This is a genomic window from Variovorax sp. GW821-FHT10D07 (assembly GCF_059415325.1).
In genome coordinates this window covers 396,682-422,202 of record NZ_JBWKMZ010000005.1, presented here as the reverse complement: position 1 = coordinate 422,202, position 25,521 = coordinate 396,682, and the positions used below count along the sequence as shown (strand labels likewise).

Below are 25,521 nucleotides of genomic sequence, written 5' to 3'. Positions count from 1 at the left end.
GTCGCCTTTTCTTTGGTTACTTTCTTTTGGCGAAGCAAAAGAAAGTGACTCGCCCGCCGGGGCGAGACCCGGCCAACGGCCTAAAAAAGAAGAGCACCCAATGAAGAAGCTCACGATGGCCACATTGCCAAGAGACACAAGAGACACCCTCTTCCTCCTGGCAGTCATAGCCCTCATCATCCTCCCCCAGGTAGACCACCTCCCCTGGTGGTGCACCACCCTCACCACAGCGGTTTTGATCTGGCGCGGCACCCTCGCCGTCCAATCCAAACCCCTCCCCTCCCGCTGGTGGCGCATAGCCCTGCTCGTGGTGACAGTAGCCGCCACCTTCGCCACCCACCGCACCCTGCTGGGCCGCGACGCCGGCGTCACCCTCATCGTGATCCTGCTCGCACTCAAGACGCTCGAGCTGCGCGCGCGCCGCGACGCCTTCGTCGTCTTCTTCCTGGGCTTCTTCGCGATGCTCACGAACTTCTTCTATTCGCAATCGCTCGCCACCGCCATCACGATGCTGCTCGCGCTGCTGGGCCTGCTGACCGCGCTGGTCAACGCCCACATGCCGGTGGGCCGGCCGCCGCTCGCGCAGGCGGCGCGCACCGCGGGGTGGATGGCGCTCGCGGGCGCGCCGATCATGTTCGCGCTGTTCCTGCTGTTCCCGCGCCTCGCGCCGCTGTGGGGCACGCCGACCGACGCGATGGCCGGCCGCAGCGGGCTGTCGAACACGATGCGCGTGGGCACCATCGCCGAGCTCGCGCTCGACGAGCGCGTGGCGGCACGCATCAAGTTCGACGGCAACCGCGCGCCGCCGCAGAGCCAGCTCTACTTCCGCGGCCCGGTGCTCGCGCAATTCGACGGCCGCGAATGGACCGCGCTGCCGTCCTGGCGCCGCGGCGCGAGCGGCTCCGAACTGCGCACCAGCGGCGAGCCGCTGAGCTACGAGATCACCCTCGAGCCCAGCAGCCGCCCGTGGCTGCTCACGCTCGACGCCGCACCACGCGCGCCCGAGCTGCTGGGCTACGAGGTCACGGGCAGTTCGGACCTGCAATGGTTCGTGAACCGGCCGCTGTCGGACCTGGTGCGCTACCGCGCCCAGAGCTACACGCGCTTCGAGAGCGGCCCCGCGAACAGCGCGAACACGCTGCGCGCCTACCTCGCGCTGCCGCCCGCATCGAACCCGCGCACCGCCGCGCTCGCGCGCGAGATGCTCGCCGACCCGGCCCTGGCCGGCGCCGCCACGCCTGCGCTGGTGCAGGCGGTGCTGCAGCGGCTGCGCACCGGCGGCTACAGCTACACGCTCGAGCCCGGCGTCTACGGCAACGACACCGCCGACGAGTTCTGGTTCGACCGCAAGGAGGGCTTCTGCGAGCACATCGCCTCGGCCTTCGTGGTGCTGATGCGCGGCATGAACGTGCCGGCGCGCATCGTCACCGGCTACCAGGGCGGCGAGCTCAACGGCATCGACGGCTACTGGGTGCTGCGCCAGAGCGATGCCCATGCCTGGGCCGAAGTCTGGGAGGCCGGCAAGGGCTGGGTGCGCGTCGATCCGACGGGCGCGGTGGCGCCCGGACGCGTCGGCCAGTCGATGCGCCTCGTGCAGGCGCCGGGTCTGTTCGCGGGCGCGGTGATCGCGATGAGCCCGACCTTCGCGCAGAACCTGCGCGCGACCTGGGAGGCCGTCAACAACGGCTGGAACCAGTGGGTGCTCAACTACACGCAGAGCCGCCAGCTCGACCTGCTGAAGAACATCGGCTTCGAGGCGCCGAGCCTCGAGGACCTGGCCTATGTGCTGCTCTACCTGCTGGTGGGCGCGAGCCTGGCGGGCGCGCTCTGGACGCTGTGGGAACGCAGCCAGCACGATCCCTGGCTGCGCCTGCTCGGCCGTGCGCGCGCGCGGCTCGCGAAGGCCGGCCTCGCGGTGCCCGACACCGCGCCGCCGCGCCAGATGGCGGCGCTGACCGAGGCCTTCTTCGGCATCGATGAAAGCGCGCCGCTGCGCGACTGGCTGCTGAAGCTCGAGGCGCAGCGCTATGCACCGGCCGGCCCCGGGACGCCGGCCGCGCTGCGCGCCGAGTTCCGTCGCCTGCCATGGCCTGCGCGCAAGGCCGGGCCCGCACTCCTGCAGCCCGGCTGAACGCAACCACATGTGTCGCCCGCCGGCCCGCGCGCGGCCGGGCGGCACAATCGGCCGATGCGATCTTCCCTCTCCCCGCGGTGCCAGCCGGTCCGCGCCGCCGCCCTCGCCCTCTTCGCTGCCTGTGCCGTCTGTGCCGCCGGGTTCGCCACGCAGGCCGCGGCCCAGTCCCGCCCCCCGGTCAAAGCCGTGGTCGGCAGCACGCCCTACGCCACGCGCGACGACGCGATGCGCTTCGCCGACGAGGTCGCGGCGCGCCGGGGCCTGGACCGCCAATGGGTGCGCGCCACCATCGGCGGTGCGCGCTTCCTGCCCAACGTGCCGCGGCTGATGCTGCCGGGACCGGTAGGCACGGTGAAGAACTGGCAGGTCTACCGCAGCCGCTTCATCGATGCCACGCGCATCGCCGCGGGCGTGCGCTTCTGGCGCGCCAATGCCGACCTGCTGGCGCGCGCCGAGGCCACCTACGGCGTGCCGCCCGAGATCGTCGTGGGCATCGTGGGCGTGGAGACCATCTACGGCCGCAACATGGGCAACTTCCGCGTCATCGATGCGCTCGCCACGCTGGCCTTCGACTTCCCGCAGGGCCATCCGCGCGCGGCCGAGCGCCAGGCCTTCTTCCGCGGCGAGCTCGAGAGCTTCCTGAGCACCGAGAGCCGCACCGCCGACGACCCGATGGTGCCGCTGGGCAGCTATGCGGGCGCGATGGGCATGCCGCAGTTCATGCCGAGCAGCATCGCCAAGTACGCGGTCGACTTCGACGGCGACGGCCGCATCGACCTGGTCAACAACACGGCCGACGTGATCGGCTCGGTGGCCAGCTACTTCAAGGCCTTCGGCTGGCAGCCGGGCATGCCCGCGATCTACCCGGTGCGCTTCGACGAGTCGCGGCTGCGCAAGGACATCCTGCTGGCGCCCGACATCCTGCCGAGCTTCAGCGCCGACAGCTTCGTGGCCGCGGGCGCAGTGCCCGACGGCGAGGGCCAGCGCCATCGCGGCCTGCTCGCGCTGATCGAACTGCAGAACGGCGCCAACGCCGCGCCGACCTACGTGGCGGGCACGCGCAACTTCTACGTGATCACGCGCTACAACTGGAGCAGCTACTACGCGATGTCGGTGCTCGACCTCGGCAACGAGGTCAAGGCGGCCATGGGCTATGCGCCGGCGCCGCAGCCGGTACTCGCGCCGGCCCCCGCGCCGCTGCGCTCGCAGCCGAGGCTCGATGCGCAACCGATGCCGTTGCCCCTGCAATCGACGCCGACCGAGCCGACGGCCTCGCAACCGCTGCCCCCCGCCTCCTCGCCGCGGCAACCGATGCCGCTGCCGCAGTGAGGGCCGCGCGATGACGCCCCTGTCGAGCGCGGCCCTGCGGGCCAACTGGCACGCCGCCTGGCACACGCTCGGCATCGCGCAACCCGGCACGCCCGAGCGCGATGCGCTGTGCGACGAACTGCAGCGCCGCTACGCCGAGCCGCAGCGCCACTACCACACGCTGCAGCACCTCGGCGAATGCCTGGCCTGGTTCGAGCGCGAGCAGGCCGCCGCGCAACGCCCCGGCGAAGTGGCGCTCGCGCTGTGGTTCCATGACGCGATCTACGACGTGCATGCGCACGACAACGAGGCACGCAGCGCGGCCTGGGCGCTCGAGGCGCTGCGCAGCTTCGAGGCCGGCGAGGACGCGGCGCAGCGCGTGCACGACCTCGTGATGGCCACGCGCCACGATGCCGTGCCCGAGGGCCGCGATGCCGAGCTGCTGATCGACATCGACCTCTCGATCCTCGGCGCCGAACGCGCGCGCTTCGATGAGTACGAAGAGCAGGTCGGGCGTGAATACGCCTTCGTGCCGCTCGAGATCCGCCTGCCGCGCCGGCGCGAGATCCTGCAACGCTTCCTCGACCGCGACGCGATCTACGCCACACCGCGCATGCACGCCCTGCTCGAGGTCCGCGCGCGCGAGAACCTGCGCCGGTCGATCGCGGGCTGAGCGCGCCGCCGGTCTCTCAGGCCGGCAGCAGCCGCCACCATTCCGAGCGCATCGGCAAGGCGCCACCGGCCTCCTCGACCTGGCCCAGCAGCAGGCCATCGGCCCCCGCGCCATGCACCACCAGTCGCAGCAGTTGCTCCGCATCGCGGTTCAGCACGAAGCTGCCGTCGCCGCGCCAGCCCAGGCAGCGGCCGACCTCGGCCAGCGCCAGCGCGGGCTGGCTCTGCATGAAGGTGAAGGGCATGGTGAGCCCCGCATCGAGCTGCTCGAGCCCGGTGCAGGTCGCGGCCCAGGGTCCGCGCCGGCTGCCGACGCGCAGGCGCGCACCGGCTGGCAGCGCGGCCTCGCCGGCCGCGTCGATGCAGCGCAGCGCGCCATGCATCGCGAGCTCGGTCCAGGTGCCGACGCGGCGCGGCCGGTAGCCGAGCCGCTGCACCAGCTGCGCGTGCCAGTCTTCGGCCAAGGGATCGGCACCGACATGCGCGACGATGCGCCAGCCCTCGATCATGGCGTGCCCTCCCCCGCATCCTCGAGCACCAGCGCCGCATGGCCGCCGCCGAAGCCCAGCACGTTGAACAGCAGATGCCGCAGCCCGCGCGGCGCCGAGGCACTCAGCGCCAGGCCCAGCGCCGCGTCGGGCGCATGCGTCGCCACCGGCCAGGCGCCGTGCGCGATGCAGCCGGTCAGCAAGGCCAGCTCGGCCGCGCCCGAGGCGCCGAGCGTGTGGCCGATCGCGGTCTTGAACGACACCAGCGGCGGCAGCGGATCGAACAGCGCGCGCAGCGCCTGCGCCTCCACCGCGTCGTTGCCGGGGCTGCCCGCGGCCTGCACCTTGACAAGGCCGATGTCGCGCGGCCGCAGCCCGGCCTGCGCGAGCGCGGCCTCGCACACGGCGCGCACCGCGCCCGCCTCGTTGCCCGCGGGGTTGCTGCCGTCGACCCTGTTCGCGCCGCCCGCGACGCGCCAGCGCGCGGGCCGCGTGCGCAGCTGCAGCGCCGCGAAGGCCTCGCCGAGCACCAGCCCGTCGCGGCCGGCGCCAAAGGGCCGCGCGCCATCGGGCGACAGCAGCTGCATCGCGCCGAAGCCGGCCACGGTGAAGCGGTTGTCGGGCTCGGCGCCGATCACCAGCGCCTCCTCGGCCCCGCCGCCGCGCAGCAAGTCCGAGGCCGCGAGGATCGCATGGAGCGCCGAGGTGCAGGCCGTCGACACGGTGAAGACCGGGCCGCGCCAGCCGAGCGCGCCGGCCACGATCTCGGCGAAGTCGAGCAGGTCGCCGCCGAGCCGGCGGTCCTCCTTCTCGTGCTCCATGTGGCCGATGTCGAGCGAGGACGAGGCGACGAACAGCGGCGCGTCGCGCGACACCGCGCCGCCCGCGCGATCGGCCTGCGCCACCACCGCGCGCGCGCGCCGGCGCACGCGTTCGTCCCACCCGCCATCGCTCGCCGACAACCGGTAGACGGGCCACTGCGCCTGCGCCGACACGGCCACTGGAACGGGCCGCACGCCGCCCGCGCCCAGGGTGGCGAGCGCCGCGTCCAGGTCGTCGCCCAGCGCGCAGGCCAACCCCACGCCGCCGAGGTACACCGCCCTCATCGCGCGTTCATGCCTTCTGCTCGCGCAGCAGGTGCTCGGCCAGGTGCTCGGCCAGGTGCGCCACCGAGCTCAGCGCGCGGCGCGTCTCCTTGCTGTCGGGCATGCGCACGCCGAAGGCCTGCTGGATCGCCATCGACACCTGCAGCGCATCGAGCGAGTCGAGGTCCAGCCGCGCCTCGGGGCCGAACAGGGCCTCGTCGTCCGACAGGCCGCCGGGCGGCGGCTCCTTCTCGACGGCCTCGAGCACCAGCGTCTTGAGCCGGGCGATGAATTCGGGAGTGACGAGGTTCATGGCGTGCGCCTGCGAAAGAGAAGGACCGCGAGCACGAACATGGCGGCCGCGAACACCACCAGCCGCCCGACCTGCGGCAGCGTGTCGGCCACGCCGCCGCCGCGCAGCAGCACGGTCAGCAGGGCCTCGAGGCCCCAGTTCATCGGCGAGAGTTCGACCAGCCGCTGCATGAAGCCCGGCATCACGAATTTGGGCACCATGATCCCGCCCGCGGCCGCCATCAGCACGTTGACCATCGGCCCGATGGTGGCGGCCTGCGCATGGCTGCGCACCGCGCAGGCCAGCGCCAGCGAGAGGCTCACGGCCGCGAGGCTCACCGCGCCCAGCGCGACCAGCAGCGCGCCCCAGTCGATGCCCGCGAGCGAGAGCGCATCGCCGCCGATCAGCGGCATCAGCCAGATGCCCGCGGCCAGCATCAGCGCGGCCTGCAGCGCGTTCACCGCGAGATAGGGCAAGGCCTTCGAGGCCAGCAGCATGGCGCGCGAGACGCCCAGGCTCTGCAGCCGGCCCAGCGCGCCCGAGCCGCGCTCCTGCACCAGCAGGCTCGAGAGCGAGGCCACCACGAAGAACATGCCGAACACCAGCCAGGCCGGCACGTTCTGCTGCACCGAGGTCGGCCGCGGCCCGCTGCTCGCGAAGCGCTCGGCCTGCACCAGCGCCTGGATCGACGCGCCCTGCGCCGGCCCCGCGGTGCCCGGCACCTGCAGCGCGAGCCGCGCCTTGAGCTCGCCCGAGGCGCCGACCAGCTCGGCGCGCAGCGCGTTGTGCAGGTTGCTGTCGATGCCGGGCTCGGTCAGCAGCTGGACGTAGGGGCGCGTCGAGAGCGCCACCGATTCGAGCTCGTCCGACAGCCCCGGCCGCAGCACGATCACGTACTTGAGCTCGCCGCGGCGCAGCCGCGCCTGCCAGTCGGCGCCCAGCGGCTCGGGCGCGCCATGGGCCTTGCGCCACAGCTGCAGCAGCCACTGCGCGGGCGTGCCGTTGTCGCGCACGTCGACCGCATAGTTCAGCGCGGCCAGCGGCGGGCGGTAGATGTCCTTGAGCGTCAGCGACATCAGCACGATGAAGATCATCGGCATCAGGAACAGCGCGGCCAGGCCGTGCATGTCGCGCCGCAGCGCGAGCAGTTCCTTCTTGATGAGGGCCCAAAGCATCGGTGGTCAGTCCCGCAGCGAGCGGTGGGTGAGCGCCATGAACAGCTGCTCCAGGTCGTGGCGGCCGAACTCGGCATGGCGCACCTCGATGCCCGCGGCTTCGAGCGCCGCCAGCACCGGGGCCGGGCCAGTGCCCGGATGCAGGTGGATGCGCCAGTGCACGCCGCCCTGCTCCACCGTGCCGAAGCGCGAGAGCATTTGCGCATCGAGCCCGTCGGCCGCCAGCGTGAGCAGCATCGCGTTCTTCGACAGCAGTTCCTCGAGCGAACCCTCGCGCAGCACCCGGCCGTGGTCGAGGATCGCCACGCGGTCGGCGATGGCCTCGATCTCCTCCATGTAGTGCGAGGCATAGATCACCGCCGCGCCCGCGCGCGCCAGGCCCTTGATGGCGTCGAGCACGAAGGCGCGCGACTGCGGGTCGACGCCGACGGTGGGCTCGTCGAACAGCATCAGCTCGGGTTCGGGCAGGAGCGCGATCGCGAGGTTGAGCCGGCGCTTGAGGCCGCCCGAGAGCCGCTCGGCGCGCGTGCCCGCGAAGGCCTCCAGCTGCGCGAACGCCAGGCAGGCCGCGATGCGCTCGCGCTTGCGCGCGCCCGCGAGCCGGCCCGCGGCGGCGAAGCAGGCCAGGTTCTCGGCCACGGTGAGCATCGGGTAGAAGGCATGGTCCTGCGGCGCCACCGCGATGCGCGTGGGCGCCTGCGCGCGCACCTGCGCGAGCGGCACGCCATCGATGCGGATCTGGCCCGACTGCACCGCGAGCGCGCCCGACAGGTGCGAGATCAGGGTGGTCTTGCCCGCGCCGTTGGGCCCGAGCAGGCCGAGCACGCAGCCGCGCGGCACGGCCAGCGACACCGCGTCGAGCGCGTTCGCCTGGGCGTACGGGTAGCGGTGGCTCAGCCCCTGCAGTTCGAGCATCAGGACACGGCGGCCTTGAGGTCGCGGAAGAAGCTCTGCTCGCGCTGCGCCTGCTCGCGCAGCAGCGCCGCGAGCGTCGCCGGATCGACCGCCTCGCGCCCCTTGACCATGCGCGCGGCCTTGAGCGCGAAGGCGCGCCAGTCGTCGCCGATGGCCGTGAGGCGGTCGGACATCTGCAGCAGCTGCGGCTTGCCGAGCAGCGCGGCGGCCTCCTGCAGGAAGGCCGCGTAGATGAAGCGGAAGCCGGCGCCGCCGGTGCCGATCTCCTCCTGCATGCGCACCAGGTGGCCAATGAAGGCCACGGTGCGCGGATCGGCGGGCGCGAGCTTCGCGATGCGGCCGGCCAGGGTGCGCATGCCGCGCACGCCGACGATGGGCACCGGCGCGAGCATGTTGCGCACGGTCTTCAGGATCGCCTTGCGCACCGCGCCCGCGTCGACCGCCTTGCGCTCGATCGCCTGCGGGTAGTACATGAGCCCCTTGGGCGCGAGCACGCCCTTGGCGAAGCGCGCGCGCGCCAGGTCGGCGCTGGCGCAGCGCACCGGCTCCTCGAACACCGGGTCGCTGATCAGGTAGTCGTCGCCCTCCTTGCCGTAGACCAGCAGGTTGTGCGCATTGAAGTGGAAGCGCATGTTGGGCGGGAAGTACGGCAGCCAGTAGACCGAGGTCTGCAGGCCCACGAGGTGGCCGTCGGCGAGCAGCGCGTCGAGCCGGCGCTGGCCGTCCTCGGGGCTTCTGAAGGTCTCGAAGCGAAAGCGCGCGGCCATCGGCGCGAGCAGGCCCTTGATCATCGCGCGCGGCGGCATGCGGTAGGAGATCAGCGGCAGGCCCGAGAGCTTGATGAACGGCAGGTAGGCGAACGAGAGGCCCGAGGACAGGCCCAGCGCCATGCTCTCGGTCATCGCGGGCACGCCGTGGTGGCGCATCAGGCTCGAGATCACGCCGCTCTCGCAGTGGGCGGCCTGGCTGTGGCGGAAGCCGGCTTCGGCAACCGGTGCGGCGATGGCATTCATGGCAGTTCCTTGAGCGCGGCGACGGACAGGCCCAGCGCCTGCGCATAGCGCGCGAGCTGGTCCCCGGAGAGCGCCGCGAAGTGCTGCGGCTGCAGGTGGCGCCGCACGCGCCATTGCCAGAAGCCGCTGGTCTGCGACAGCAGCGCGACGTCCATGCGGCGGTCGTACATCCAGTATTCGAGCGGCGAGGCCAGGCCCTGCGCCACGCGCTCGCGAGCGATTGCAGCCTGCGCCACCAGCGTGTCGACCGCATGGGTGGTGACGATCTCCTCGGCCTCCCAGCCGCGCGAGGTGGTCGTGACCACGCGGCCCTGCGCATCGCGCGCGTACATCAGCTTGGCGTGGCCCGCGAGCGTGGCGTTGCCTTCCTGGGGAACTGCGTCGAGGTCCATGTCAGCGTCTCTCCTTCGCCATCGGCTTCGTGTCAGACGGCCTCGAGGTAGATGAAACCGCTCGAGAAGCGGCCGCTCTCTGGCACGAACATCAGGAGCTTGTGGCCGGGCCGGATGCGGCCCGAGCGGAACAGCTCGTCGAGCATGATGTAGGGCGAGGCGGAACCGGTGTTGCCCTTGCGCACCAGGTTGCTGAACCAGCGCTCGCGCGGAATCGCGAAGCCCATCTGCTCGAGGCAGCGTGCCACCGGCTCCACGAAGTAGCTCGACGACAGGTGCGGCAGGAACCAGTCGACGTCGTCGGGCCGCAGGCCGCGCTTCTCGACGATGGCCGCGAGCGGCTCGCCGAGCGTGGCGCGCACGATGTTCTCGTTGAGCAGCCGCACGTCCTGCTTGATCGCGAAGGTGGAGTCGCGGTGCCAGTCGCGCGGCGCGGTGCGGGCCCAGCCGGTGAGGCTGCCGTCGGCATTGCGGTCGGCGCCGGCATACATGCACACCGGCAGCTCGTGCGCGGCCGAGGAGAGGTCGATCCATTCGACCTTGAGCGACAGCGGCCCGCGCGGCGCGCGCTCCAGCAGCACGGCGCCCGCGCCGTCCGACAGCATCCAGCGCAGGAAGTCCTTCTCGAACGCGATCTCGGGATTCGTCTCGAGCAGGTCGATGCGGTGCTCGATCTCGGCCTCGAAGCGCGAGCCGCGCATCAGCGGCGAGGCCAGCTCCGAGCCGGTGGCCACGGCGCGCTCGGCGTCGCCCGCGCGCACCGAGAGCCAGGCGTGCTTGAGGGCGGTGGCGCCGGCCAGGCAGATGCCCGCGCAGGCCACCACCTCGAGCCGCGGCCAGCCGAGCTCGCCGTGCACCATCACCGCATGGTTGGGCATCAGCTGGTCGGGCATCGAGGTGCCGGTGACCAGGCAGTCGATGCGCCCCAGTTCCTCGGGCGTGCCCAGGTTGCGGATCGCCGCGGCGGTGAGCTCGGCATTGCTCATGGCCTGCAGCCCGGTCGCGCGGTCGATCGCATAGTGGCGCGACTGGATGCCGTTGCTGCGCAGGATCAGGCGTCGCGCACGCGACACCCGATCGCCGACGCGGCCCAGGACTTCTTCGATGTCTTCGTTGCTGACCGGAGCAAAAGGCAGGAAGGCGGCGGTACGGGTCAGGAAGACATCAGTCGTCATAGAGATGGGAACGGTCCGTGGCCGAGCCGGAGGGCCACTCGAAATGGGCGGTCATTCTAGTCAGCCACCCTCGCAGCAGAGGGCGCAGCAGCGCCTGCAGCGTGAGGCTCACCGGGACCACGGTGACGATCAGCGCGAGCAGGAACAGCACGTACAGCACCAGCAGCGGCTTGCGCTGCCAGGCCCCGGGACCGCCGGCGGCCATCAAGAGCTTGCCCCAGAGGAAGAAGCTGCGCGTGCCGGCCTTCTCGCTGACCAGGAGCCGCGCATTGGCGTTGACCGCGCCCAGGCCCGCGAGCAGCGGCGCGGTGCCGCGCTCGAGCCCCTGGTGCAGCGCATCGCGCAGCGCGCGGCCGAAGCGCACGGTGCGCGCGATCTGGCCCGGCTCGAGGCCCGCGTCGGGCATGCCCCAGAAGCCGCGCTTGCGGCCCCAGACCAGCCAGGCCGGGGTGGTGAAGAAGGTCGCGAGCGTGGGGCCCGGATCGATCAGCACCACGTTGTCGATCAGCCGCGCATCGATGGCGGCCAGCAGGCCCTTGAGCTTCTCGTGCGCGAGGTGCCACATGTTGCGGCAGGCAATCACCGTGACCACGGGCTTGCCCTGGAGCAGGCGCGCCGCCACCGGGTGCTTGAGGAAGGCCGTGATCGGCTGCGAGGGCGCGAGGAACCACACCTGGTAGGGCAGGATCACGAGGTCGAAGTCCTCCTCGCCCGTGAGCGTCAGCGGCTGCAGCGCGGGCGGTTTCATGTGCGCGGTCTCGGGGAAGGCGTCGAAGAAGCGGATGAAGCCCCAGGGGAACGGAAAGGGCCGCACCGGCCGCAGCGTCTCCACGTGCACCGCGATCGCCGGGTCGTCGCGCAGCGGCGCCACGATCCGCTCGGCGACGCTGCCGAGCTGGCCGGTCTGCGAATAGTGGATCACGAGCACGCGCTTGGCGATGGGGGGCGCGACGGCCTCGGAAGGGCTGGACAAGCTGGAATTCACGGGTGGGCGGTTCGAAGGGCCGTCGAATGTACGCGATGCCCCGGCATCGCGCATCTGCCATAGGTCATGCATCGAAAGGATGCGGCCAACCGGCGACGCGCGGCGTACGAGGACTCGTAGGCCCCGGGGCCGCATGCCGGGCGCGCATGCAAAAAAGGGGCCGCGCCTCGCGGCACGGCCCCTTCGAGCCTGGTTCAGGCAGGGTTCGGGCGATCGTCCCGATCAGCGAACCTTGCCTTCCTTCCAGGCCGTCAGCAGCTTGTTGTAGTCGATGGTCTCACCCTTGGGCTTCTCGTTGGCCAGCTTCTTCCACGGCGCGTGGTCGTCGCTCAGGTACTTGGCCGGGTCGCCCTTGGGATTGAGCTTGGGCGCGCACTTGGCCATGCCGGCGCGCTCGAGGCGGGCCATCACGTTGTCCATCTCGTCGGCCAGGTTGTCCATCGCCTTCTGCGGGGTCTTCTCGCCGGTCACGGCCTCGGCCACGTTCTTCCACCACAGCTGCGCGAGCTTCGGATAGTCGGGCACGTTGGTGCCGGTCGGGGTCCAGGCCACGCGCGCCGGGCTGCGGTAGAACTCGATCAGGCCGCCGTACTTGTTGGCGTTCTGCGTGAAGTAGTCCGAGCGGATGTCGCTGTCGCGGATGAAGGTCAGGCCGGTGATCGACTTCTTCAGCGAGGTGGTCTTGGCGGTGATGAACTGCGCGTAGAGCCAGGCCGCGGCAGTCTTGTTGGCGTCGTGGCCCTTGAAGAAGGTCCACGAGCCCACGTCCTGGTAGCCGTTCTGCATGCCCTGCTTCCAGTACGGGCCGTTCGGGCCGGGGGCCATGCGCCACTTGGGCGAGCCGTCCTCGTTGACGACCGGCAGGCCCTTCTTGGTCATGTCGGCGGTGAAGGCCGTGTACCAGAAGATCTGCTGCGCGATCTGGCCCTGCGCCGGCACCGGACCGGATTCGCCGAAGGTCATGCCCATGGCTTCCTTGGGCGCGTACTTCTTCATCCAGTCGATGTACTTGGTGAGCGCGTACACGGCGGCCGGCGAATTGGTCGCACCGCCGCGCGAAACGGAGGCACCGGTCGGCGTGCACTTGTCGGCCGCCACGCGGATGCCCCATTCGTCGATCGGCATGCCGTTCGGGATGCCCTTGTCGGCCGCGCCGGCCATCGACAGCCAGGCATCGGTGAAGCGCCAGCCCAGCGACGGGTCCTTCTTGCCGTAGTCCATGTGGCCATAGATCGGCTTGCCGTCGATGGTCTTCACGTCGGTGCTGAAGAACTCGGCGATGTCTTCATAAGCACTCCAGTTCAGCGGCACGCCCAGGTCGTAGCCGTACTTGGCCTTGAACTTGTCCTGCAGGTCCTTGCGCGCGAACAGGTCGGCGCGGAACCAGTAGAGGTTGGCGAACTGCTGGTCGGGCAGCTGGTAGAGCTGGCCGTCGGGCGCGGTCGTGAAGCTGGTGCCGATGAAGTCCTTGAGGTCGAGGCCGGGGTTGGTGAACTCCTTGCCCGCGCCGCCCATGTACTCGGTCAGCGACATGATCTTGCCGTAGCGGTAGTGGGTGCCGATCAGGTCGGAGTCGGAGACCCAGCCGTCGTAGATCGACTTGCCCGACTGCATCGAGGTCTGCAGCTTCTCGACCACGTCGCCTTCCTGGATCAGGTCGTGCTTGACCTTGATGCCGGTGATCTCCTCGAAGGCCTTGGCCAGCGTCTTCGATTCGTATTCATGGGTGGTCAGCGTTTCGGAAACGACCGACACCTCCTTCACGCCCTTGGCCTGCAGCTTCTTCGCGGCCTCGATGAACCACTTCATTTCCTCCATCTGCTTGTCCTTGGACAAGGTCGAAGGCTGGAACTCGCTGTCGATCCATTTCTTGGCTTCGGCCTCCCCGGCCGACGCACCGTGCGCGGCGAACATCGCAGCCGCCAACGCCAACGCTGTGTAGCGCATCTTCATGAACGTGTCTCCTCGGTTGATTGCTTCCCCGGCTTTGTCGATCGCGGCTCCGGGGAGGCGGAGAGCCGGATTCGTTGTGGAAAGAAAAGAAGGCGTGCCGCGTTCAACCCTTGCGCAGGATCAGCGCGAGCAGCGCCATCGACAGCACGAAGCTGATCCAGACCGAGGGCTCGGCCTCGAGGCTGAACCAGGCCTGGAACTTGTCGGCCAGGCCGACGAAGGCCAGGTTGACGTAGGCCGCCGACAGCAGGCCGATGAACAGCCGGTCGCCGCGCGTGGTGGCGATCGGCAGCCAGCCGCGGCGCAGCGTGGTCGGCGACTTGAGCTCCCACACCGTCATGCCGGCCAGCATGAGCACGATGCAGATGAAGAAAACGGCCACCGGGGTGGTCCAGACCATCCAGTCGAACATCTCTGTTGTCTCCTCAGACGCGGCCCATCGCGAAACCCTTCGCGATGTAGTGGCGCACGAACCAGATCACGATCGCGCCCGGCACGATGGTCAGCACGCCGGCCGCCGCCAGGGTCGCCCAGTCCATGCCCGAGGCGCTCACGGTGCGCGTCATCGTCGCCACGATCGGCTTGGCGTTCACGCTCGTGAGCGTGCGCGCCAGCAGCAGCTCGACCCAGCTGAACATGAAGCAGAAGAAGGCCGCCACGCCCACGCCGGCCTTGATCAGCGGCAGGAAGATGGTGAGGAAGAAGCGCGGGAACGAGTAGCCGTCGATGTAGGCGGTCTCGTCGATCTCGCGCGGGATGCCGCTCATGAAGCCTTCGAGGATCCAGACCGCGAGCGGCACGTTGAACAGCAGGTGCGCGAGCGCCACGCCCAGGTGCGTGTCCATCAGGCCGACCGTGCTGTAGAGCTGGAAGAAGGGCAGCAGGAACACCGCGGGCGGCGTCATGCGGTTCGTCAGCAGCCAGAAGAACACGTGCTTGTCGCCGAGGAACGAGTAGCGCGAGAAGGCATAGGCCGCCGGCAGTGCCACGGTCAGCGAGATCACCGTGTTGATCGCCACGTAGATCAGGCTGTTGATGTAGCCCGAGTACCACGACTCGTCGGTGAAGATGCGCGCGTAGTTGGCCCAGGTGAGCTGCTGCGGGAAGAACGAGAAGCTCGAGAGGATCTCCTCGTTCGTCTTGAAGCTCATGTTGATCATCCAGTAGATGGGCAACAGCGCGAACAGGATGTACAGCACCAGGAAGATGCTGCGCTTGTGGAACCGCTTGTCGTTCATTGTTCTTTCTCCACCTCTTGCGTACCCACCCGCTGCATCCAGTTGTAGAGCACGAAGCACAGCAGCAGGATGATGAGGAAATAGATCAGCGAGAACGCCGCCGCCGGTCCCAGGTCGAACTGGCCCACGGCCTTCTGCGTCAGGTACTGGCTCAGGAAGGTGGTGGCATTGCCCGGCCCGCCGCCCGTCAGCACGAAGGGCTCGGTGTAGATCATGAAGCTGTCCATGAAGCGCAGCAGCACTGCGATCATCAGCACCCCGCGCATCTTGGGCAGCTGGATGTAGCGGAACACCGCGAACTTGCTGGCGCCGTCGATGCGCGCGGCCTGGTAGTAGGCATCGGGGATCGAGCGCAGGCCGGCATAGCACAGCAGCGCCACCAGCGGCGTCCAGTGCCAGACGTCCATCACCAGCACCGTGAGCCAGGCGTCGGTGGCGCTGCCGGTGTAGTTGTAGTCCACGCCGAGCTTCTGCAGCGCGTGGCCCAAGAGGCCGATGTCGGCGCGGCCGTAGATCTGCCAGATGGTGCCGACCACGTTCCACGGAATCAGCAGCGAGAGCGCGACCACCACCAGCACGGCCGAGGACTTCCAGCCCTTGGCCGGCATCGACAGCGCCAGCGCGATGCCCAGCGGGATCTCGACCAGCAGCACCGCGAGCGAGAAGCCGAGCTGGCGCCACAGCGCCTGGTGCAGCTCGTCGTCGCGCATCACGGCGGCGAACCATTCGGTGCCGACGAAGACGCGGCGCTCGGGCGAGATGATGTCCTGCACCGAGTAGTTCACCACCGTCATCAGCGGCACGATGGCCGAGAAGGCGACGCAGATCAGCACCGGCAGCACGAGCCACCAGGCTTTCTGGTTGATCGGTTTGTTGGTGGCGTTCATGCGACCAGCTCCTCGTCCTTGTAGTAGCAGGTGTGCGCATCCAGCACGCGCAGCCACACCGTGTCGCCCACCGCGGGCGGCTGCTCGTCGGGATGCAGGCGCACCTTGAGCGGGCTGCCGTCGCCGCCCTCGGTACGGGCGCTCACCATCGTGTAGGTGCCCACGTCCTGCACCTGCGCCACCGTCGCGGGCACGGCGCCGCCGGCACCGGCCGGGGCCAGCCGCAGGTACTCGGGACGGATGCCGATCTTGAGTTCGCCCGCCGGCAGTTCGCGCGTGGGCACCAGCGGCGTGCCCGCCACCTCGATGGTGCCGTTGGCGCTGCGGGCCGCGAGGAAATTCATGCCCGGCGAGCCGATGAAGTGGCCGACGAAGGTGTGGGCCGGGCGCTCGAACAGCGCGTCGGCGCTGCCCACCTGCACCGCCTTGCCGCGCGTCATCACCACCACCTCCTCGGCGAAGGTCAGCGCCTCGACCTGGTCGTGCGTGACGTAGATCAGCGTGAGCTTGAGCTCGCGGTGGATCTGCTTGAGCTTGCGCCGCAGCTGCCATTTGAGGTGCGGGTCGATCACGGTCAGCGGCTCGTCGAACAGCACCGCCGAGACGTCGCTGCGCACCAGGCCGCGGCCCAGCGAGATCTTCTGCTTGGCATCGGCCGCGAGGCCCGCGGCGCGCTGGTTGAGCTGGCCGCTCATGTCGAGCATCTCGGCGATCTCGCCGACGCGCTTCTTGATCTGGTCGGCCGGCATCTTGCGGTTGCGCAGCGGGAACGCGAGGTTCTCGGCCACGGTCATCGTGTCGTAGATCACCGGAAACTGGAACACCTGCGCGATGTTGCGCTCCTGCGGCGTGGCCTGCGTCACGTCGCGGCCGTCGAACCTGACCGTGCCTTGCGAGGGCACGAGCAGGCCCGAGACGATGTTGAGCATGGTGGTCTTGCCGCAGCCCGAGGGGCCGAGCAAGGCATAGGCACCGCCGTCGCGAAAGCTCATCTTGAGCGGCAGCAGCGCATAGTCGCTGTCCTGCGTCGGGTTCGGGCGGTAGGCGTGGGCCAGGTCGAGGTCGATGCGGGCCATCTCAGTTTCCTTTGCGCCATGCCGGCGCGCGCGCCAGCTTCTCGCCGGCATCGAACACATAGGCCCGCGCCGCGCTGAAGTACAGCGTGATCGAGGCCCCCAGCTCGAAGCGGTGCACGCCGGTGAGCTGCGCCACCAGTTCGCCGACCGCGGTCTCCACGTGCACGAAGGTGTCGGAGCCCGAGATCTCCGCCAGCTCCACGGTGCCGGGCAGCGCGATGTCGCCCTCGCCCGCTTCCACGTCGAGCGCGCTCGCGCGCAGCCCGATGGTGACCGCGCCCGCCACCGACTCGGGCAGCGCGAGCGCCAGCGCCGGCCCGCGCGCCAGCTGCACGCTGCCCGCGGCGGCAGTACCGGCCAGCAGGTTCATCGGCGGATCGCTGAAGGCGCGCGCCACGCGCAGCGACTGCGGCGCATGGAACACCTCGGCGGTCGGGCCGTACTGCAGCAGCTCGCCGGCATCCATCACCGCGGTGTGGCCGCCGAGCAGCAGCGCCTCGCCGGGCTCGGTGGTGGCGTAGATCACGGTCGAGTCGCCGGCCGCGAACAGTTGCGTGAGTTCCTCGCGCAGGCCTTCGCGCAGCTTGTAGTCGAGGTTCACCAGCGGCTCGTCGAGCAGCATCAGCGGTGCGTTCTTGGCCAGCGCGCGTGCCAGCGCCACGCGCTGCTGCTGGCCACCCGAGAGCTCCTGCGGATAGCGGTCGAGGAACATGCCGATGGACAGCTTGTCGGCCAGCGCGCGCACGCGCGCGTCGATGTTCGATTCGCCGCGCAGCTTGAGCGGCGAGGCGATGTTGTCGGCCACCTTCAGCGAGGGGTAGTTGATGAACTGCTGGTAGACCATCGCCACGTTGCGTTCGCGCACCGGCATGCCGGTGACGTCCTGGCCGTCGACCAGCACCCGGCCCTCGGTGGGCGTGTCGAGGCCGGCCATCAGCCGCATCAGGCTGGTCTTGCCGGCCTGCGTGGCGCCGAGCAGCACGGTCACCGCGCCGCTCTTGGGCGCGATGCTCTGCTCGTAGAGCCAGGTTTGCGCGCCGACCTTCTTGGTCACGCGCTCCAGTGACAGCTGCATCAGCCTTCCCTCCCTTGCATGTCCAGAATCTCGCGCTGCGCGTCCAGCCAGTCGGCCACCTGCCGACGTTGCTGCGGCGTGTAGCGCAGCCCGAGCTTGGAGCGGCGCCACAGCACGTCGTCGGCACTCACCACCCATTCGTCGCGCTGCAGGAAGCGCAGTTCGCGCTCGTGCAGGCCGGGCGCCACCTCGGCGCCGAGGTCGGCCATCGATGCGGCATCGCCGAGCAGCTCGCCGATGCGTGCACCGTAGGCACGCGCGAGGCGCCGCGCGAGCTTGGCGTCGAGCCAGCCGTAGCGCTGCTGCACGGCGGCCAGGAAGCGTTCGAAATCGCCATCGGGCCGCTGCGCAGCGCCGATCCAGGCCGACAGGTCGCCGCCCGCGAGGAAGGCGCCCTCGGTCCAGGCCGGGCGCTGGCTGTTCGGCTGGCCCAGCATGCGGCCGACCTCGTCGGCGGCGTCCTCGGCCAGCTTGCGGAAGGTGGTGATCTTGCCGCCCCACACCGACAGCAGCGGCGCGGCGGCGGTGTTCGACTCGAGCATGTAGTCGCGCGTGACCGCCGACGGATCGCCCGAGGCATCGTCGAGCAGCGGGCGCACGCCCGAGTAGGTCCACACCACGTCGCTCGGCGCGATCGGCTGCTCGAAATAGCGGCTGGCCTGGGTGCAGAGGTACTCGACCTCCTCGTCGGCGATGCGCGCCGCGCCCGGATCGTCGCCATGCAGCTCGATGTCGGTGGTGCCGATCAGCGTGAAGTCGTCCTGGTAGGGGATCGCGAAGATGATCCGCTTGTCGGGGTTCTGGAAGATGTAGGCGTGGTCGTGCGCGAACACGCGCGGCACCACGATGTGGCTGCCCTTCACGAGCCGCAGGCTCTTGGTGGCCAGCGCCTCGCCGTTGGCGGGCTTCGCCACGCCGCGCAGGAAGGATTCGGCCCAGGGCCCGGCGGCATTCACGACCGCGCGGGCGCGCACCGTGCGGTGCGTGCCGTCGGGGCCCTCGAGCACCGCGGTCCAGCCGTCGGCCTCGCGCCGCGCATGCACGCAGCGTGTGCGCGTGAGCACCTCGGCGCCGCGTGCGCGCGCATCGAGCGCATTGAGCACCACCAGCCGCGCGTCGTCGACCCAGCCGTCCGAATAGACGAAGCCGCGCTTGAACTGCGGCTTGAGCGGCGCGCCCGCGGCATGGGTGCGCAGGTCCACGCCGCGCGAGGCCGGCAGCACCTCGCGTTTGGCGAGGTGGTCGTAGAGGAACAGGCCGATGCGGATCATCCAGGCCGGGCGCATCGAGGGGTCGTGCGGCATCACGAAGCGCAGCGGCCACATGATGTGCGGCGCGCTCTTGAGCAGCACCTCGCGCTCCTGCAGCGCCTTGCGCACCAGCGAGAACTCGTAGTACTCGAGGTAGCGCAGCCCGCCGTGGATCAGCTTGGTGGAAGAAGACGAGGTATGGGAAGCGAGATCGTCCTTCTCGCACAGCACCACGCGCCAGCCGCGGCCCGCGAGATCGCGCGCGATGCCGCAGCCATTGATGCCGCCGCCGACGATCAGCACATCGCAGTCGGTGGCCGGTGCCGGCGGATTCTGGGAGAGATCGCTCACTGGAATGCCACCCGTCCTTTCGCCCGTCTCTTGTTGTTTCGATGCGTGACCAAAGTCACCGAAGGCGGCCATTGTATTTTCGGTTTTTTTCATTTGAGTTCCTTATGGCGCGATTTTCCTCCGAGTTTTCCCTGATGAATGTTCGTTTTTTTTCGTTCTATAAAGTGACGCACCCGATGCCGCGCCACCGTTCCAGGCGCGTTTTTTTGCGTACTCTCGGCTTACTTTCATTCGTTTTCGCCCCCACTCAGTGAATTCCAACCCTCGCCAGATCAATCTCCTCGACACCGTGCGCGCACGCGGCTCGGTCACGGTCGAGCAGCTCGCCGACATGCTCGGCGTGACCCTGCAGACCGTGCGGCGCGACGTGCAGCGGCTGGCCGACGAAGGCCTGCTGACCCGCTTCCACGGCGGCGTGCGCGTGCCGAGCTCGACCACCGAGAACATCGGCTACCAGCAGCGCGAGACGCTGCATGCCGACGGCAAGGCGCGCATCGCGCGGCGCGTGGCCGAACTGGTGCCGAACGACTGCTCGCTGATCCTCAACATCGGCACCACGACCGAGGCGATCGCGAAGGCGCTGATGCGCCACAGCGGCCTGCGCGTGATCACCAACAACCTGAACGTGGCGACCATCCTGAGCGGCAACAGCCAGTGCGAGGTGATCGTGGCGGGCGGCTCGGTGCGCGCGCGCGACCGCGCCGTCGTGGGCGAGGCCACGATCGATTTCATCCGGCAGTTCAAGGTCGACATCGCGCTGATCGGCGTGTCGAGCATCGAGTCCGACGGCTCGCTGCGCGACTTCGACCTGCGCGAAGTGAAGGTGGCGCAGACCATCATCGCGCAGGCGCGCGAGGTCTGGCTCGCGGCCGACGCGAGCAAGTTCAACCGTCCCGCGATGATCCAGCTCGGTACCCTGTCTCAGATCGACCGCCTCTTCACCGATGCGGAACCGCCCGATCCCTTCCCGACGCTGCTGCGCGACGCGCAGGTGCGGCTCGAGATCGCCCGGCCCCATCAGACCCCGAAGGAATGACTCCCGCATGACGACCACCTACCTGCTCGCCCTCGACCAGGGCACCTCCAGCTCGCGCAGCATCGTGTTCGACCGCGGCGGCCACGTGGTGGCCATCGCGCAGAAGGAACTCAAACAGATCTATCCGCAGCCGGGCTGGGTCGAGCACGATCCGCTCGAGATCTGGGACAGCCAGCTCGCGACCGCGCGCGAGGTCATCGCCAAGGCGAAGCTGCGGCCCGAGGACATCCATGCCATCGGCATCACCAACCAGCGCGAGACCACCGTGCTGTGGAACCGCAAGACGGGCAAGCCGGTGCACCACGCGATCGTGTGGCAGGACCGGCGCGCCGAGCCGCTGTGCGCGCAGCTGCGCGAAGAGGGCCTGGCCGACACCATCCGCGAGAAGACCGGCCTCGTGATCGATGCCTACTTCTCGGGCACCAAGCTGCGCTGGCTGCTCGACAACGTGCCCGGCGCCCGCGAGCAGGCCGAGCGCGGCGAGCTCGCCTTCGGCACCATCGACAGCTGGCTGATGTGGCAGCTCACGGGCGGACGCAAGCACGTGACCGACGTGAGCAATGCCTCGCGCACCATGCTGTTCAACGTGCATCGCAACGAATGGGATGCCGAGCTGCTGGCGGCGCTGCACATCCCCGCCGCGCTGATGCCGGCGGTGCAGCCCTCGGCCTCGCACTTCGTCGACACCGACGCCGCGCTGCTGGGCCGCTCGCTGCCCGTGGGCGGCGTGGCCGGCGACCAGCAGAGCGCGCTGTTCGGCCAGGCCTGCTTCGAGGCCGGCATGGCCAAGAACACCTACGGCACCGGCTGCTTCCTGCTGATGCACACGGGCGAGGCCTTCCAGCCCTCGAGCAACGGCCTGCTCGTGACCAGTGCGGCGCAGACCGGCACGCAGCCGCAGTACGCGATGGAAGGCAGCGTGTTCGTGGGCGGCGCCGTGGTGCAGTGGCTGCGCGACGGCCTCAAGGCGATCAAGGGCAGCGCCGAGGTGCAGTCGCTGGCCGAGAGCGTGCCCGACGCGGGCGGCGTGATGATGGTGCCGGCCTTCACCGGCCTGGGCGCGCCCTACTGGAACGCCGACGCGCGCGGCACCATCACCGGCCTCACGCGCGGCACCACCGTGGCCCACATCGCGCGCGCCGCGCTCGAGAGCATTGCGTACCAAAGCGCCGCGCTGCTGCAGGCCATGAGCCGCGACGCGGTGGCCGCGGGCGGCAAGCCGGTGGCCGAGCTGCGCGTCGATGGCGGCGCCAGCGTGAACGACCTGCTGATGCAGTTCCAGGCCGACCTGCTGGGTATCCCGGTGGTGCGGCCCGAGGTGGTCGAGACCACCGCGCTCGGCGCGGCCTACCTCGCGGGACTGTCGACCGGCGTCTACGGCGACGTCGGCCAGCTCTCGAAGCTGTGGAAGGTGGAGCGCCGCTTCATGCCCACCATGGGCCGCGCGCAGGCCGAGGAATCGATGGCGCGCTGGGAGCGCGCGGTGCGCCAGGCCACGCAGGCCTGAGCCACCCGAGCAGTGCTTACCAGCCCCAGGTGAGGCTGGTCGACACCCAGCCAACGGCGCCGCCCTCGTGGCGCACCTTGGTCCACTTGCCGCGCCGCTCGAGCGTGCGCAGCACGTCGCCATAGCCGGCCTTCTTCACGATCGGGCTGCGCGCGCCCGGCGCGCGCCGCAGGTTCGCCACCTGCGCCTTCACCACGCGGTGCGGCACCTTGTTGGTCATCGAGCGGTAGACCCAGGCGCGGTCGCCCTCGAAGTCGCGCACCTGCAGCCAGTCGCCCTTGCGCTGGAGCACCTGGAACGGATAGCCGTGCGTCACAGTCCAGTGCGCGGGGTTGCCCACGCCCGGGCCGCTGCGCAGATTGAGCGTCTTGACCGCGGAACTGACCATCTCGCGCGCCCACGCGGCCGGGGCCGAGACGAGCAGCAGGGTCATGACGAGGAGGAGTGCGGGCAGTCGGCTGAATCCGTTCATGGAGGAGGGTTTCCTTTCTCGAGCGCAAGGGTTTTCCAGAGGGCCGGCGAGGCCGGCGCGAGCCTTTCTGGGCCGCGTGCGCCGCAGAAGTTCCGCGATCGATCGATGGCTGGTCGATACTTGCGCGATGCCTCCGCCTCCCAGGAATCATCGAAACGACCGTGCGCGGCGAGTGCCGCGCCCCCTTGCATGGGCCGCCACGGCCGCGCTGCTCGCCCTCGGCCTGCTCGTGTCGGGCTGCACCGACGGCTACCCGAGCGAGGATGCGCCGAACGTGCGCCACATGACGGGCGACCAGCATCTGCGCGCCCTCAACGGCTACCTCGCGCTCGGCGCGACCGCGAGCGGCACCGTGCACCGCAAGCTCGTGAGCCAGGACGACTGCCACGTGGTGCTCAAGAAGCGCCGCGAGGCCGGCCAGGTCCAGCGCATCGTGATCCCGCTGCTCGAGACCAGCGTGGAGATCGCCACCCAGCCCACCGGCAGCGGCCTGCGCGTGAAGCTCGCGCAGCACCTGGAGGACGGCGAGCGCGAGGTCCGGCTCAAGCTCGACCTCGATCGCTGGATCGATGCGGTCGCCTGGCGCTCGCACTTCCAGCAATTGCAGATGAACTGCCGCGAGATCAGCGAGGGCGCCGCGGCCGCGTAGCCTTCCTCGGGGACGGGCGAAGTCCTCGCGGGCGGCGGGGGCACTCCCGGCGGCGCCGGCGCGGAGCGGCAGAATCCGCCCGCGACCCATCCTTCGTCTGCCCCGCTTGACCCAGCCGCCCGCCCAAGCCCCCGACCTGCTCCAGGCGCCGGCCATTCCCTCCCCCGATACCGCGCGCAGCAACGGCCTGCTCGCCTGCGGCGTGGTGGCCGCCACCCTGCTCGCGGTGATCGTGCTCGGCCACGACGGGCGCCGCATCGCGCAGCTCGCGGTGCTGGCGCTGCCGATGGTGCTGTGGCTGGCCTGGCCGGTGCGCAGCACGCGCGTGCGCCGCTGGCGCACCGTGCTGGCCTGCGCCTGGACCCTGGCCTTCGCCTTCGACGGCGCCTTGCGCGCCTACCTGCTCGACACCTACCAGGCCGCGCCCGACGGCGCCATGGTGCTGAGCGCCGCGGCCAACACCAATGCGCGCGAGAGCGGCGAGTACCTGCAGATGCACTGGCGCTCGGCGCTGCTGTGGAGCGGCGCGGCGGCCGCGGCCGCCCTGCTGGTGGCCGCCTTCGCGCGGCGCGGCGCCACCGCGGCGAACGACGGCCCGCGCACGCGCCCGCCGGCCTGGGCCACGGCGCTGATCGCCGTGCTGCTGCTGGTCGCCTGCGTCGGCTATGCCAGCAAGCCCTGGCGCCGGCTGCATCCGGTGGCCTTCTGGTCGCAGTGGGCGCAGTCGGTGCATGCGCTGCGCGGCCTCTGGGCCGACCAGGAACGCACGCGCAAGCAGATGCTCGCGCGCGCCAAGGCCATCGCGCCCGTGGTCGAGCGCGCGGGCCCGTCGACCGTGGTGCTGGTGATCACCGACAGCATCAACCGCGACAACATGGGGCTCTACGGCTATGGCCGCCCGACCACGCCGCGCCTGCTGGCCCACAAGGCGCAGGCGGGCGCGCACATGGAGGTGCTGCGCAACGCCTGGTCGGTCGATGCCACCACCGTGCCCGCGCTGCGCAGCATGTTCCATTTCGGCCTGCCCGAGAGCGAGAACCCGCCGCACCTGATCGCGCTCGCGCGCGCGGCCGGCTACAAGGTCTGGTGGATCAGCAACCACGACGACCTCGCGATCGAGCAGCAGCACGCGCGCTACGCCGACGTGGTCGACATGGTCAACCGCACGCCGGGCCGCGCGAGCGCCTCGCTCGACGGCGAGATCCTCGACTGCATGCAGGAAGCGCTGGCCGACACCAGCGCCGAACGCAAGCTGATCGTGGTGCACCTGATGGGCGCCCATCCGCACTACAGCCTGCGCTTTCCGCCCGACGCCAATCCCTTCGACGACAACATCGACGCGGTCGAGACCGGCCTGGTGAAGAACGGCCGCTCGGCCTGGGTGCGCCACTACCGCCACGAGTACGACGCCGCCCTGCTCTATCACGACTTCGTGGTGTCCGAGCTGCTGCAGCAGACGCGCAGCGCGGGCTTGCCGCAGGAGCACCGCGCCTGGATGTACCTGTCGGACCATGGCCAGGAAGTGGGCCACGGCAGCGACCGCGCGGGCCACAGCCCCGCGACCGCCTCGGGCTACCGCATCCCGACCGTGATCTGGCGCCATCCGCAGACGCCGTTCGCGGGCCACGCGCCGCAGCAATCGGCGCAACCGTTCCGCGCCGACTGGGCCGGCTGGACGCTGATGAACCTGCTCGACATCCGCTGGAACGGCCAGCGGCCCGAGCGCGACGTGCTCGGCGCCGGCTACCGCTGGGAGGCGCCCGTGCTGCCGGTGGCGGTGGAGTCGTTCGAGCGCTGAGCTTGAAGCGGTGGCGGCGGTGCGCTCAGGCCGCGCCGTACATCACGTCGGAACGCAGCACGTACTTCGTGCCGGCCTCGATGGCCGGGCCCTCGTGCCAGGTGTCGTGCACGAACAGCAGTGCCGCGCCGGCCTCGGGCTTCACGCGGAAGTCGCGGAAATCGGTGTCGCCGCCCGTGAAGCCGTCGTTGAGATAGACCAGCAGCGTGAGCCGGCTCGTGCGGCCGTCCTCGCGCCAGGGGCCGTCCTTGTGCATCTTGAAGCGCTGGCCCGGCAGGTACTTGTAGAAGCGCAGCTCGCGCGGCAGCGCCAGCGCCGATTCGCCCTCGAGCTGCGGCAGCTCGACCTGGCGAAGGCGCTGCCAGATCAGCGCCACCCATTCGGGCGCCGCGAGCATCGCGCGCTCGTTGTTGCGGATCGCGGGCATCGCCTTCGGGCCGTCGGCGGTGCGCACGCCGGCCGCCGCGAAGCCCTCGCGCTCGGCCAGCGCGATCAGCGCCGCGCATTCGTCGACGCAAAGAAATCGCTCGACCGAAAACGCGCGCGGCGAATGGACCACGAGGTTCATTCGCCGCTTTCGCTCCGGGAGGTCGCC

At 70.1% G+C, this 25,521-nt stretch carries 24 protein-coding genes and 1 pseudogene; 7 read left to right on the top strand and 18 right to left on the bottom strand.

Going from position 1 to position 25,521, the window contains the following annotated elements; translation table 11 throughout:
* Positions 1-100 precede the first annotated feature (100 nt).
* The 3 genes and pseudogenes from AC07PU_RS18820 to AC07PU_RS18810 all read left to right on the top strand — a co-directional run bounded on the left by AC07PU_RS18820 (position 101) and on the right by AC07PU_RS18810 (position 4,115).
* Positions 101-2,131 (top strand): transglutaminase TgpA family protein, encoded by a 2,031-nt coding sequence (locus AC07PU_RS18820; protein WP_495319412.1) that lies wholly within the window; start codon positions 101-103, stop codon positions 2,129-2,131.
* A 57-nt stretch (positions 2,132-2,188) separates the two neighbouring features.
* A pseudogene (gene mltB, locus AC07PU_RS18815) lies at positions 2,189-3,283 on the top strand (lytic murein transglycosylase B); the annotation flags it as partial.
* A gap of 190 nt (positions 3,284-3,473) precedes the next feature.
* Complete coding sequence (locus tag AC07PU_RS18810) at positions 3,474-4,115, top strand: HD domain-containing protein (RefSeq protein WP_495319410.1); 642 nt, start codon at positions 3,474-3,476, stop codon at positions 4,113-4,115.
* Between the two features lie 16 nt (positions 4,116-4,131).
* On the opposite strand, the gene AC07PU_RS18805 is transcribed toward AC07PU_RS18810, so the two are convergent.
* The 16 genes from AC07PU_RS18805 to glpD form a co-directional block, all read right to left on the bottom strand.
* The gene (locus AC07PU_RS18805) at positions 4,132-4,623 is read right to left on the bottom strand and encodes a hypothetical protein (RefSeq protein WP_495319408.1); all 492 of its coding nucleotides are present in this window, start codon (positions 4,621-4,623) and stop codon (positions 4,132-4,134) included.
* A complete protein-coding gene (locus tag AC07PU_RS18800; protein ID WP_495319406.1) occupies positions 4,620-5,708 on the bottom strand; it encodes a beta-ketoacyl synthase N-terminal-like domain-containing protein in 1,089 nt (362 codons plus the stop codon). The genes AC07PU_RS18805 and AC07PU_RS18800 overlap by 4 nt, the downstream gene beginning before the upstream one ends.
* Before the next feature lie 7 nt (positions 5,709-5,715).
* Complete coding sequence (locus AC07PU_RS18795) at positions 5,716-6,000, bottom strand: acyl carrier protein (protein ID WP_296777425.1); 285 nt, start codon at positions 5,998-6,000, stop codon at positions 5,716-5,718.
* On the bottom strand, positions 5,997-7,154 hold the full coding sequence (locus tag AC07PU_RS18790; protein ID WP_495319404.1) for an ABC transporter permease: 1,158 nt from the start codon (positions 7,152-7,154) through the stop codon (positions 5,997-5,999). The genes AC07PU_RS18795 and AC07PU_RS18790 overlap by 4 nt, the downstream gene beginning before the upstream one ends.
* A 6-nt stretch (positions 7,155-7,160) precedes the next feature.
* Positions 7,161-8,069 carry an ABC transporter ATP-binding protein gene (locus AC07PU_RS18785; protein WP_495319402.1) on the bottom strand — a complete coding sequence of 303 codons (909 nt, stop codon included), beginning with the start codon at positions 8,067-8,069 and terminating at the stop codon, positions 7,161-7,163.
* A complete protein-coding gene (darH, locus tag AC07PU_RS18780; protein ID WP_495319400.1) occupies positions 8,069-9,082 on the bottom strand; it encodes a BtrH-related acyltransferase DarH in 1,014 nt (337 codons plus the stop codon). The genes AC07PU_RS18785 and darH overlap by 1 nt, the downstream gene beginning before the upstream one ends.
* The gene (locus tag AC07PU_RS18775) at positions 9,079-9,474 is read right to left on the bottom strand and encodes a DarG family dialkylresorcinol biosynthesis protein (RefSeq protein WP_495319398.1); all 396 of its coding nucleotides are present in this window, start codon (positions 9,472-9,474) and stop codon (positions 9,079-9,081) included. Before AC07PU_RS18775 ends, darH begins: the two co-directional genes overlap by 4 nt.
* Positions 9,475-9,506: 32 nt before the next feature.
* Positions 9,507-10,649, bottom strand: a complete 1,143-nt coding sequence (locus AC07PU_RS18770) for a beta-ketoacyl-ACP synthase III (protein ID WP_495319396.1) — start codon at positions 10,647-10,649, stop codon at positions 9,507-9,509.
* Positions 10,639-11,622 (bottom strand): dialkylresorcinol condensing enzyme, encoded by a 984-nt coding sequence (locus tag AC07PU_RS18765; protein ID WP_495319394.1) that lies wholly within the window; start codon positions 11,620-11,622, stop codon positions 10,639-10,641. Before AC07PU_RS18765 ends, AC07PU_RS18770 begins: the two co-directional genes overlap by 11 nt.
* A 234-nt stretch (positions 11,623-11,856) precedes the next feature.
* A complete protein-coding gene (locus AC07PU_RS18760; RefSeq protein WP_093354765.1) occupies positions 11,857-13,587 on the bottom strand; it encodes an ABC transporter substrate-binding protein in 1,731 nt (576 codons plus the stop codon).
* Between the two features lie 103 nt (positions 13,588-13,690).
* Positions 13,691-13,999 carry a DUF2160 domain-containing protein gene (locus AC07PU_RS18755; protein ID WP_093354762.1) on the bottom strand — a complete coding sequence of 103 codons (309 nt, stop codon included), beginning with the start codon at positions 13,997-13,999 and terminating at the stop codon, positions 13,691-13,693.
* 13 nt (positions 14,000-14,012) lie between these two features.
* Positions 14,013-14,825, bottom strand: coding sequence for a carbohydrate ABC transporter permease (locus AC07PU_RS18750; RefSeq protein ID WP_296777404.1), 813 nt, complete (start codon positions 14,823-14,825; stop codon positions 14,013-14,015).
* Positions 14,822-15,712: a carbohydrate ABC transporter permease gene (locus tag AC07PU_RS18745; RefSeq protein ID WP_203201731.1), complete on the bottom strand. Its 891-nt coding sequence runs from the start codon at positions 15,710-15,712 to the stop codon at positions 14,822-14,824. Before AC07PU_RS18745 ends, AC07PU_RS18750 begins: the two co-directional genes overlap by 4 nt.
* Positions 15,709-16,788: an ABC transporter ATP-binding protein gene (locus tag AC07PU_RS18740; RefSeq protein ID WP_495319391.1), complete on the bottom strand. Its 1,080-nt coding sequence runs from the start codon at positions 16,786-16,788 to the stop codon at positions 15,709-15,711. Before AC07PU_RS18740 ends, AC07PU_RS18745 begins: the two co-directional genes overlap by 4 nt.
* Before the next feature lies 1 nt (position 16,789).
* The gene (locus AC07PU_RS18735; RefSeq protein WP_431509470.1) at positions 16,790-17,863 is read right to left on the bottom strand and encodes an ABC transporter ATP-binding protein; all 1,074 of its coding nucleotides are present in this window, start codon (positions 17,861-17,863) and stop codon (positions 16,790-16,792) included.
* Entirely contained in the window at positions 17,863-19,557 is a 1,695-nt protein-coding gene (gene glpD, locus AC07PU_RS18730; protein WP_398501307.1) for a glycerol-3-phosphate dehydrogenase, read from the bottom strand. Before glpD ends, AC07PU_RS18735 begins: the two co-directional genes overlap by 1 nt.
* 157 nt (positions 19,558-19,714) lie before the next feature.
* Here glpD and AC07PU_RS18725 point away from each other — a divergent pair, with 157 nt between their 5' ends.
* Both AC07PU_RS18725 and glpK read left to right on the top strand, forming a co-directional pair.
* Positions 19,715-20,500: a DeoR/GlpR family DNA-binding transcription regulator gene (locus AC07PU_RS18725; protein WP_093354748.1), complete on the top strand. Its 786-nt coding sequence runs from the start codon at positions 19,715-19,717 to the stop codon at positions 20,498-20,500.
* Positions 20,501-20,507: 7 nt separating this feature from the next.
* On the top strand, positions 20,508-22,007 hold the full coding sequence (gene glpK, locus AC07PU_RS18720) for a glycerol kinase GlpK (RefSeq protein ID WP_093354745.1): 1,500 nt from the start codon (positions 20,508-20,510) through the stop codon (positions 22,005-22,007).
* 16 nt (positions 22,008-22,023) lie between these two features.
* Here the strand turns inward: glpK and AC07PU_RS18715 are convergent, their stop codons facing one another.
* On the bottom strand, positions 22,024-22,440 hold the full coding sequence (locus AC07PU_RS18715) for an SH3 domain-containing protein (RefSeq protein WP_296794242.1): 417 nt from the start codon (positions 22,438-22,440) through the stop codon (positions 22,024-22,026).
* Between the two features lie 211 nt (positions 22,441-22,651).
* Between AC07PU_RS18715 and AC07PU_RS18710 the strand changes: the two genes are divergently transcribed.
* On the top strand, positions 22,652-23,128 hold the full coding sequence (locus AC07PU_RS18710) for a hypothetical protein (protein WP_296777378.1): 477 nt from the start codon (positions 22,652-22,654) through the stop codon (positions 23,126-23,128).
* Between the two features lie 106 nt (positions 23,129-23,234).
* Positions 23,235-24,926, top strand: a complete 1,692-nt coding sequence (locus AC07PU_RS18705) for a sulfatase-like hydrolase/transferase (protein WP_495319387.1) — start codon at positions 23,235-23,237, stop codon at positions 24,924-24,926.
* Between the two features lie 25 nt (positions 24,927-24,951).
* Here AC07PU_RS18705 and AC07PU_RS18700 read toward each other — a convergent pair whose 3' ends face one another.
* A complete protein-coding gene (locus AC07PU_RS18700) occupies positions 24,952-25,494 on the bottom strand; it encodes a prolyl hydroxylase family protein (RefSeq protein WP_495319385.1) in 543 nt (180 codons plus the stop codon).
* Positions 25,495-25,521: the final 27 nt, after the last annotated feature.

Excerpts from the sequence above, each read along its gene's own strand:
- AC07PU_RS18820 (WP_495319412.1), top strand. The coding sequence starts at position 101 with ATGAAGAAGCTCACGATGGCCACATTGCCAAGAGACACAAGAGACACC.
- AC07PU_RS18810 (WP_495319410.1), top strand. The coding sequence starts at position 3,474 with ATGACGCCCCTGTCGAGCGCGGCCCTGCGGGCCAACTGGCACGCCGCC.
- AC07PU_RS18805 (WP_495319408.1), bottom strand. The coding sequence starts at position 4,623 with ATGATCGAGGGCTGGCGCATCGTCGCGCATGTCGGTGCCGATCCCTTG.
- AC07PU_RS18800 (WP_495319406.1), bottom strand. The coding sequence starts at position 5,708 with ATGAGGGCGGTGTACCTCGGCGGCGTGGGGTTGGCCTGCGCGCTGGGC.
- AC07PU_RS18795 (WP_296777425.1), bottom strand. The coding sequence starts at position 6,000 with ATGAACCTCGTCACTCCCGAATTCATCGCCCGGCTCAAGACGCTGGTG.
- AC07PU_RS18790 (WP_495319404.1), bottom strand. The coding sequence starts at position 7,154 with ATGCTTTGGGCCCTCATCAAGAAGGAACTGCTCGCGCTGCGGCGCGAC.
- AC07PU_RS18785 (WP_495319402.1), bottom strand. The coding sequence starts at position 8,069 with ATGCTCGAACTGCAGGGGCTGAGCCACCGCTACCCGTACGCCCAGGCG.
- darH (WP_495319400.1), bottom strand. The coding sequence starts at position 9,082 with ATGAATGCCATCGCCGCACCGGTTGCCGAAGCCGGCTTCCGCCACAGC.
- AC07PU_RS18775 (WP_495319398.1), bottom strand. The coding sequence starts at position 9,474 with ATGGACCTCGACGCAGTTCCCCAGGAAGGCAACGCCACGCTCGCGGGC.
- AC07PU_RS18770 (WP_495319396.1), bottom strand. The coding sequence starts at position 10,649 with ATGACGACTGATGTCTTCCTGACCCGTACCGCCGCCTTCCTGCCTTTT.
- AC07PU_RS18760 (WP_093354765.1), bottom strand. The coding sequence starts at position 13,587 with ATGAAGATGCGCTACACAGCGTTGGCGTTGGCGGCTGCGATGTTCGCC.
- AC07PU_RS18755 (WP_093354762.1), bottom strand. The coding sequence starts at position 13,999 with ATGTTCGACTGGATGGTCTGGACCACCCCGGTGGCCGTTTTCTTCATC.
- AC07PU_RS18750 (WP_296777404.1), bottom strand. The coding sequence starts at position 14,825 with ATGAACGACAAGCGGTTCCACAAGCGCAGCATCTTCCTGGTGCTGTAC.
- AC07PU_RS18745 (WP_203201731.1), bottom strand. The coding sequence starts at position 15,712 with ATGAACGCCACCAACAAACCGATCAACCAGAAAGCCTGGTGGCTCGTG.
- AC07PU_RS18740 (WP_495319391.1), bottom strand. The coding sequence starts at position 16,788 with ATGGCCCGCATCGACCTCGACCTGGCCCACGCCTACCGCCCGAACCCG.
- AC07PU_RS18735 (WP_431509470.1), bottom strand. The coding sequence starts at position 17,863 with ATGCAGCTGTCACTGGAGCGCGTGACCAAGAAGGTCGGCGCGCAAACC.
- glpD (WP_398501307.1), bottom strand. The coding sequence starts at position 19,557 with ATGAAAAAAACCGAAAATACAATGGCCGCCTTCGGTGACTTTGGTCAC.
- glpK (WP_093354745.1), top strand. The coding sequence starts at position 20,508 with ATGACGACCACCTACCTGCTCGCCCTCGACCAGGGCACCTCCAGCTCG.
- AC07PU_RS18715 (WP_296794242.1), bottom strand. The coding sequence starts at position 22,440 with ATGACCCTGCTGCTCGTCTCGGCCCCGGCCGCGTGGGCGCGCGAGATG.
- AC07PU_RS18700 (WP_495319385.1), bottom strand. The coding sequence starts at position 25,494 with ATGAACCTCGTGGTCCATTCGCCGCGCGCGTTTTCGGTCGAGCGATTT.